The following is a 7,048-nucleotide window of genomic DNA, read 5'->3' on the forward strand; positions in this document are numbered from 1 at the left end:
GGATCATGACCATGGATCAGCTGTGGGCCAACCGTGCGGCCAGCGCAGAAGCCGCGATCGCGACGCGGCACTACCGGCGGTTGTGGCGCCTCCCCGGTACCCAGCTCGGCGTCTGTGCGTGGCCGCCCACCAAGAAGGATCTGGGGTTCCGCAGCTGGAACTACTGGTGGCAGGCCCATCTGCTCGACTGCCTCGTCGACGCGCAGGTGCGCGACCCGCAGCCCGAGCGCACGCTGACGATCGAGCGCCAGATCCGTGGCCATCAGTGGCGCAACACCGGGCGCTGGATCAACGACTACTACGACGACATGGCCTGGCTGGCGCTCGCGCTGGAACGCGCGGGTAGCCAGGCAGGCGTCGAGCGGCCCAAGGCGCTGGACAAGCTGGCCGAGCAGTTCCTCAACGCGTGGGTCCCCGAGGACGGCGGCGGCATCCCATGGCGCAAGCAGGACCAGTTCTTCAACGCACCCGCCAACGGTCCCGCGGGCGTCTTCCTCGCCCGCTACGACCGGCTTCGCCGCGCCCAGCAGATGGCCGACTGGATCGACGAGACCCTGATCGACCCTGACACTCATCTGGTGTTCGACGGCATCAAGGGCGGTTCGATGGTCCGGGCGCAGTACACCTACTGTCAGGGCGTCGTCCTCGGGCTCGAGGTCGAGCTGGCCGCCCGTACCCAGGACGACCGCCACTCCGAGCGGGTGCACCGACTGGTCGCAGCCGTGCACGACAACATGGCGCCCGGCGGCGTCATCGCCGGCGCGGGCGGGGGAGACGGGGGCCTCTTCGACGGCATCCTGGTGCGCTACCTCGCGCTGGCCGCCAACCTGCTGCCGGGGGACACCTCCGCGGATGTCGAAGCACGTGCAGCCGCAAAGGAACTCGTCCTGAAGTCGGCGCAGTCGGCGTGGGACCACCGGCAGACCGTCGACGGACTTCCATTGTTCGGCGCGTTCTGGGACCGGGACGCGGAACTGCCAAGGGCCGGCGGCAAGGACGCTCAGTTCGTCGATGGGGCGGTGAACGCGTCCGAGGTGCCGGAACGAGATCTCTCCGTGCAGCTTTCGGGCTGGATGCTGATGGAGGCCGCGCACACGGTGGCCGATGAAGGTCACGGCGTCGAGCCGATCCCGCCTTCCGTCGACGCGACGGAGTGACGGCGGGCCAGGTCTGGGCTAGGTCAGTTCGACCTTGAGGTCGGCTCCTGTGACGGCGATGACGTCCGCTTCGGTGACACCAGGGGCCAGTTCGCGCAGCAAGAGGTCTCCGTCGCCGGGTACGTCGATGACGCAGAGGTTGGTGATGATGCGGTCGACGACGCCCTGGCCGGTGAGCGGCAGGCTGCAGGTCTCCACGATCTTCGGATTACCCAAACGATCGGTGTGCTCCATCAGGACGATGACGCGGGCCGCCCCGTGGACCAGGTCCATCGCGCCGCCCATGCCCTTGACCATCTTGCCGGGCACCATCCAGTTGGCCAGGTCGCCGGTCTTGGACACTTCCATGCCGCCAAGCACCGCGGTGTCGATGTGGCCACCGCGGATCATGCCGAAGGATAGGGCCGAATCGAAGTACGCCGCACCGGGATTGACGGTCACGGTCTCCTTGCCGGCGTTGATCAGATCGGGGTCGACGTGGTCCTCGTCGGGATACGGACCCGTTCCCAGGATGCCGTTCTCCGAGTGCAGGGTGACCTTCACGTCGCTGCCGAGAAAGCCGGGGATGAGCGTCGGCAGTCCGATGCCGAGGTTGACGTACTCGCCGTCGACCATCTCCGCCGCGGCGCGGGCGGCCATCTCGTTGCGGTTCCATCCCGCGGGCGTCGACTCGGTCATGGGGCCGTTCCTTCCGGTTCGCGAACGGTGCGCTTCTCGATCTTCTTGTCCTGTGGTCCGGTGTGCACGATGCGTTGCACGAAGACGCCCGCGAGATGCACTGCGGCCGGATCGATTTCACCCGGCGCCACCAATTCCTCGACCTGGGCGATGGTGATGCGTCCCGCCATCGCGGCCAGCGGGTTGAAGTTCATCGCCGTCTTGTTGAAGACGAGGTTGCCGTCGGTGTCACCGAGTTGCGCATGGACGAGCGCGAAGTCGGCGTTGATCGACTCCTCCAGGACGTAGCGCTTGCCGCCGAACTCGCGAATCTCCTTGGGGGGCGAGGAAACCGCGATCGAGCCGTCGGGGGCGTACCGCCACGGCAGGCCACCGTCGGAGACCGGGCTGCCCACCCCCGCGGGGGTGAAGAACGCGGGGATCCCCGCACCGCCGGCGCGCAGCCGTTCGGCCAACGTGCCCTGCGGTGTCAGCTCGACCTCCAGTTCGCCAGCGAGGTACTGCCGGGCGAACTCCTTGTTCTCGCCGACGTAGGAGGCGGTGACGCGGCGGACGCGCCCCAGGGACAGCAGGACTCCGAGCCCGACACCGTCGACCCCACAGTTGTTCGAGAAGACCTCGAGGTCGGTCGTCGACGACTGCGCGATCGCGTCGATGAGCTGGTCCGGGATGCCGCACAGACCGAATCCGCCGACGGCCAGCGTGGCGCCGTTATTGATGTCCACGACTGCCTCGGCAGCCGAGTCGTACACCTTCGACGACATGCGTCTCCTCCTTCGCGAGCATCACGTTCATTCTGCAAACGCAGAGCATTCCGTGGCGTTGGCGCGATTCCGCCCGATATGTCCGCCGATAGGAACAGCACAATGAGCATTCCAGATCGATCGGCCCCGGTGTCAGTGGCTCCGGAAAACTGTTCGCCTGATGAGCATTCAAATGGCGTGCGTTCACTCAGTGAACGCATAGGATCGCAGCGGTGACCGGACAATCGCAAGGATCGCACGTCGTTGCGAGGGTGGGTGCAGTCCTACGCGCGGTCGCCGCCGCCGAGCCGGACGGGGCATCGACCACGGATCTCGGCAAGGGTGCGGGCCTCGCCCGGCCGACCGCTCATCGCCTACTCGTGTCGTTGGCCGACGAGCATCTGGTGGCCCGCGACCCCAAGACGGGCCGCTGGTCACTCGGCCCCGAGCTCTACCTGCTCGGAGTTGGCGCCGCCTACCGGTACGACGTCACCGATCAGGCGCGCGAGGTGGTGACGCGGCTGGCCCGCGACACCGGCGAGAGTGCGTTCTTCTCGGCGCGCAGGGGCGACGAGACGGTGTGCGTCCTGGCCGAGGAAGGTAGCTTCCCGCTGCGTTCGCACGTCCTGCACGTCGGGATCAGATTTCCGCTCGGCGTGGCCAGCGCCGGCCTGGCGATCCTCGGTCACCTGCCGAACCGCGACGTCGACGACTTCTTCGGGCGGGTGCAACCGGAGTCGGAATGGGGTCGAGGCCACGCCGAGGCGGCCATCCGTGCGCGCATCGAATCCACTCGGCGCACCGGCTACGCGGTGAACCCCGCGTTGATCGTCGACGGCAGCTGGGGGATGGGCGCAGCGGTGTTCGACCGGAGCGGGAAGCCGGCCTGGGCGCTCAGCATCACCGGCGTCGAGACCCGCTTCAAGCCGGAGCGGCACCTCGAGTTGGGCACGCTGCTGCTCGAGCAGGCGCACCAGCTGTCCGGACGGATTCAGGCTTGACGCGTGCGAGGCATGCCCGGATGCGCGATGGTGAACCGGTGTCCGACGAGAGCGCTCGCCCATGACCGCGCCTGCACGGCCCGCGCCGAGTCGGTTCGGCCGTGATCCCACCGCCGCCCGCAGCGGTGAGAACACCGCAGCCGCACTGCTGCTCGGCTGCACGCTCATCGCCATCGTCTGGGCGAACTCGCCATGGGCGCATACCTATTCCGAGTTCTGGAACACGGAGTTGGGTCTGCACGTCGGGAGTCTTCACGCCGAACTCTCGGTGAAGCACCTCGTCAACGACGGCCTGATGACCTTCTTCTTCTTCATCGTCGGACTCGAGGTCAAGAGCCAGTTCACCATCGGTGAGTTGACCGACCGCGCCCGTGCCGCGGTCCCGGTCATCGCTGCGCTGGCGGGTCTGATGGTCCCTGCTCTCGTCTTCCTGCTCTTCAACCCCTCAGGCGACGATGCGCGTGCCTGGGGTGTCGTGATCTCCACCGACACGGCCTTCCTGGTGGGCGCGTTGGCGATCATCGGCCCGCAGTGCCCCGCTCGGCTGCGCACCTTCCTGCTCACCCTCGCCGTCGTCGACGACGTGGGCGCGCTACTGGCCATCGCGCTCTTCTACACCGATCGGGTGCGGTTGGTGCCACTGCTGGTGGCGGTGGTGCTGATCGCAGGCATCGCGGCGGTCCGGTTGTTGCCCGCAGCACAAGGCCCCGCCTACGCGGTGCTGGCGTTCGCACTGTGGCTGGCTCTGTTCCTGGGTGGCGTGCACCCGACCCTGGGCGGGGTGGTGGTCGCCCTGCTGATCCCGGTCTTCACCCCGGAGCGCCAGCGGGTGGAGGAGGCGGTCGACGTGATCCGGGCCTTCCGGCAATCGCCGAACTCGGAGTACGCCCGCGCCGCCACCCGCAGTCTGCGCGAGTCCATCTCGATCAACGAACGCCTGCAGACCGGGTTCGGGTCCTATGTGTCGTTCTTCGTCCTGCCGCTGTTCGCCCTGGCCAACGCGGGTGTGCACCTCGACCACGCCACGATGACCGCCGCAGTGCGTTCGCCCCTGACCTGGGGCGTGGTGGCCGGCCTCGTGGTGGGAAAGTTCGTCGGGATCACGGGAGCGACCGCGCTGGTGCGCGCCACCGGCATCGGCGTGCTCGCACCGGGTCTGACGCTGCGCCGGGTGGCGGGTGGCGCCGCCCTGTCCGGGATCGGGTTCACGATCGCGCTGTTCATCATCGACTTGGCGATCGAGGACCCGGCGAAACAGGATCAGGCCCGCGTCGGCGTGCTCGCCGCCTCAGTGCTGGCCCTGGTCCTCGGCTGGGCGACGTTCCGCATCACCGACTGGCTCAGCCCGCCGGTTTCGGTGGGCGCCACACTGATTCGCGAGGTCGACCCCGACCGCGACCACATCCGCGGCGATCCGAACGCGCCCATGACGCTCGTCGAGTACGGCGACTTCGAGTGCCCGTTCTGCAGCCGCGCCACCGGCTCGATCGACGAGGTGCGCGAATACTTCGGGCCCGATCAACTGCGCTACGTCTGGCGCCACCTGCCGCAGGAGCGCACGCACCCGCACGCCATGGACGCGGCACGCGCCAGCGAGGCCGCTGCCCTGCAGGGTCGGTTCTTCGAGATGGCCACCAGGATGTTCGAGTTCCAGGACTTCCTGGAGTGGGACCACATCTACCGGTACGCCGACAGCGTCGGCTGCGACATCGAGAAGTTCGACGAGGACGTGCGCTCGCCGAAGGTCCTGCACCGGGTGCAGGACGACGCGCAGGACGCCGAGCTGATGGACCTGGGCTCGACGCCGACCTTCTTCGTCAACGGACGGCGCCACGTGGGGCCGTGGGACGCCGCGAGTCTGATCCGGGCGCTGGAGGCGACGGAGGGCTAAACCGTCCGCACGTCTGGCTACCTCAGCTCCACAACGTCACATGGACTTTCGGTCGGAAGCGGGTTACGCCCACGCCCGAGCCGCGGATCATCGCCTGGGTGCAGCGCGGTGTCGTGATGAAGCGCACCAGTTCGGACACCGCGGGTTGTCTCGAGGCGGGCAGCAGCGTCGCCGCCGACCACTCGCCGGAGGCCTGCAGCCCTGGTCCCTTGACGTGGACGAGCCGTCCTGCGGACAGGTCCTTGGCGACGGCGAAGCCGATGGTCAGGGTTGCACCGCCGACCCGTTGGATTTCTTCGCAGGCCGCGGCATCGCTCTGGAAGATGCGCTGCTGCGCCTCGGGAATCGCGAGATGTTGCAGCATTGAGGCGATTTCACCGTCAACGCTGCCCGCGGACGGCCCGAGCATCCACTGCTGCTCGCGCAACAGCGCCGGCGTCGGCGTGCCGGTCGCGAGCGGGCTGCCCGGCGCGGCGACGGTGATCAGCTGGTACTTGAGGAACGGGCGTACCGCGATCGTGCCGTCCGGCTCGGTCGGGCCCGTACCGGACGGGCCGAGCGCGACGTCCACCGCGCGGGACTCGATGAGGTACTTGAATTGGCTCGCCGGATGGACGCTCAGCTCCACCGAGAGATCGTCGGCCCGCGACGAGAACAGCTCGATCAGCCCGGGGGCCGCATGTTCGGCGAACGCGCTGGACGCCGCGATACGCAGCAGCCGCCTGCCGTGGGCGGCCTCGGTCACCTCGATCGCAGTCTGTTGCTGAAGGCCGAGGATCTCGATGGCCCTGCTGGCCAGCCGCAAGCCGCCAGGAGTGAACGCCAGACCCGCTGCCGCCCTGGTGAACAACGGGTCGTCGAGTTCCTTGCGCAGTTGCGCTACGTGCATCGAAATCCCGGCGTCGGACATGCCGAGCTCTTCGGCCGCGGAGTGCACCGAACCGAGCCGCACCACAGCCGAGTAGGCCCGAAGTTGTGCCGGTGTCACGAAATGAGCCTACGTTGGTGCACGTGCGGGACGTACTCGGCGACCTGGTGGCGGTCTGGCGTGCCGGTGGCACGGCAGGCGTCGGTACTGTGGTGCGTACGTACTCGTCGGCTCCGAGACTGCCGGGTGCGTCGATGGTCGTCGCGCCCGATGGCACGGTCAGCGGGTCGGTCTCCGGCGGCTGCGTCGAGGGCGCGGTCTATGAGCTGGCCACCGAGGTGGCAGGTACGGGCCAACCGGTACTGCAGCGCTACGGAGTCAGTGACGACGACGCCTTCGCGGTCGGACTGACCTGTGGGGGAACCATCGACATCTTCGTCGAACCGCTGTCGCAGAGCACGTTTCCCGAACTCGAGGCACTCGCCGACGACGTCGTCAACCACCGGGCCGCCGCCGTGGCCACGGTCATCGCCCACCAGGACGCGGGTCGGGTAGGTCGCCGCATCGTGATCCGGGGAGACGAGGTGACGGGTTCCCTCGGCTCGCCGCGTGCCGACGCGGCCGTCACCGACGACGCCAGGGGACTTCTCGCCGCGGGCCGCACCGAGGTGCTCACCTTCGGGCCCGACGGTCAGCGTCGCGGGACGGGC

At 68.3% G+C, this 7,048-nt stretch carries 7 protein-coding genes; 4 read left to right on the plus strand and 3 right to left on the minus strand.

What is annotated here, in order from left to right; genetic code table 11:
• Positions 1-11: 11 nt before the first annotated feature.
• Positions 12-1,157: a glycoside hydrolase family 76 protein gene (locus tag QOI01_RS33560; RefSeq protein WP_526388139.1), complete on the plus strand. Its 1,146-nt coding sequence runs from the start codon at positions 12-14 to the stop codon at positions 1,155-1,157.
• 18 nt (positions 1,158-1,175) lie between these two features.
• On the opposite strand, the gene QOI01_RS33565 is transcribed toward QOI01_RS33560, so the two are convergent.
• Both QOI01_RS33565 and QOI01_RS33570 read right to left on the minus strand, forming a co-directional pair.
• Positions 1,176-1,835: a 3-oxoacid CoA-transferase subunit B gene (locus tag QOI01_RS33565; RefSeq protein ID WP_526388125.1), complete on the minus strand. Its 660-nt coding sequence runs from the start codon at positions 1,833-1,835 to the stop codon at positions 1,176-1,178.
• On the minus strand, positions 1,832-2,599 hold the full coding sequence (locus QOI01_RS33570) for a CoA transferase subunit A (RefSeq protein WP_526388127.1): 768 nt from the start codon (positions 2,597-2,599) through the stop codon (positions 1,832-1,834). Before QOI01_RS33570 ends, QOI01_RS33565 begins: the two co-directional genes overlap by 4 nt.
• 212 nt (positions 2,600-2,811) lie before the next feature.
• Between QOI01_RS33570 and QOI01_RS33575 the strand changes: the two genes are divergently transcribed.
• Together QOI01_RS33575 and nhaA are read left to right on the plus strand one after the other, a co-directional pair.
• Positions 2,812-3,579, plus strand: a complete 768-nt coding sequence (locus QOI01_RS33575; RefSeq protein ID WP_526388129.1) for an IclR family transcriptional regulator — start codon at positions 2,812-2,814, stop codon at positions 3,577-3,579.
• A gap of 61 nt (positions 3,580-3,640) precedes the next feature.
• Positions 3,641-5,470 carry a Na+/H+ antiporter NhaA gene (gene nhaA / locus QOI01_RS33580; protein WP_526388131.1) on the plus strand — a complete coding sequence of 610 codons (1,830 nt, stop codon included), beginning with the start codon at positions 3,641-3,643 and terminating at the stop codon, positions 5,468-5,470.
• 22 nt (positions 5,471-5,492) lie between these two features.
• On the opposite strand, the gene QOI01_RS33585 is transcribed toward nhaA, so the two are convergent.
• On the minus strand, positions 5,493-6,458 hold the full coding sequence (locus QOI01_RS33585; RefSeq protein WP_526388133.1) for a LysR family transcriptional regulator: 966 nt from the start codon (positions 6,456-6,458) through the stop codon (positions 5,493-5,495).
• 23 nt (positions 6,459-6,481) lie between these two features.
• Here QOI01_RS33585 and QOI01_RS33590 point away from each other — a divergent pair.
• Positions 6,482-7,048: XdhC family protein (locus QOI01_RS33590; protein WP_526388135.1), on the plus strand; the 567-nt coding region annotated here is incomplete at its 3' end.

Origin of the sequence: Mycobacterium sp. (genome assembly GCF_032162605.1) — a bacterium.
GTDB lineage: Bacteria > Actinomycetota > Actinomycetes > Mycobacteriales > Mycobacteriaceae > Mycobacterium.

Excerpts from the sequence above, each read along its gene's own strand:
- QOI01_RS33560 (WP_526388139.1), top strand. The coding sequence starts at position 12 with ATGGATCAGCTGTGGGCCAACCGTGCGGCCAGCGCAGAAGCCGCGATC.
- QOI01_RS33565 (WP_526388125.1), bottom strand. The coding sequence starts at position 1,835 with ATGACCGAGTCGACGCCCGCGGGATGGAACCGCAACGAGATGGCCGCC.
- QOI01_RS33570 (WP_526388127.1), bottom strand. The coding sequence starts at position 2,599 with ATGTCGTCGAAGGTGTACGACTCGGCTGCCGAGGCAGTCGTGGACATC.
- nhaA (WP_526388131.1), top strand. The coding sequence starts at position 3,641 with ATGACCGCGCCTGCACGGCCCGCGCCGAGTCGGTTCGGCCGTGATCCC.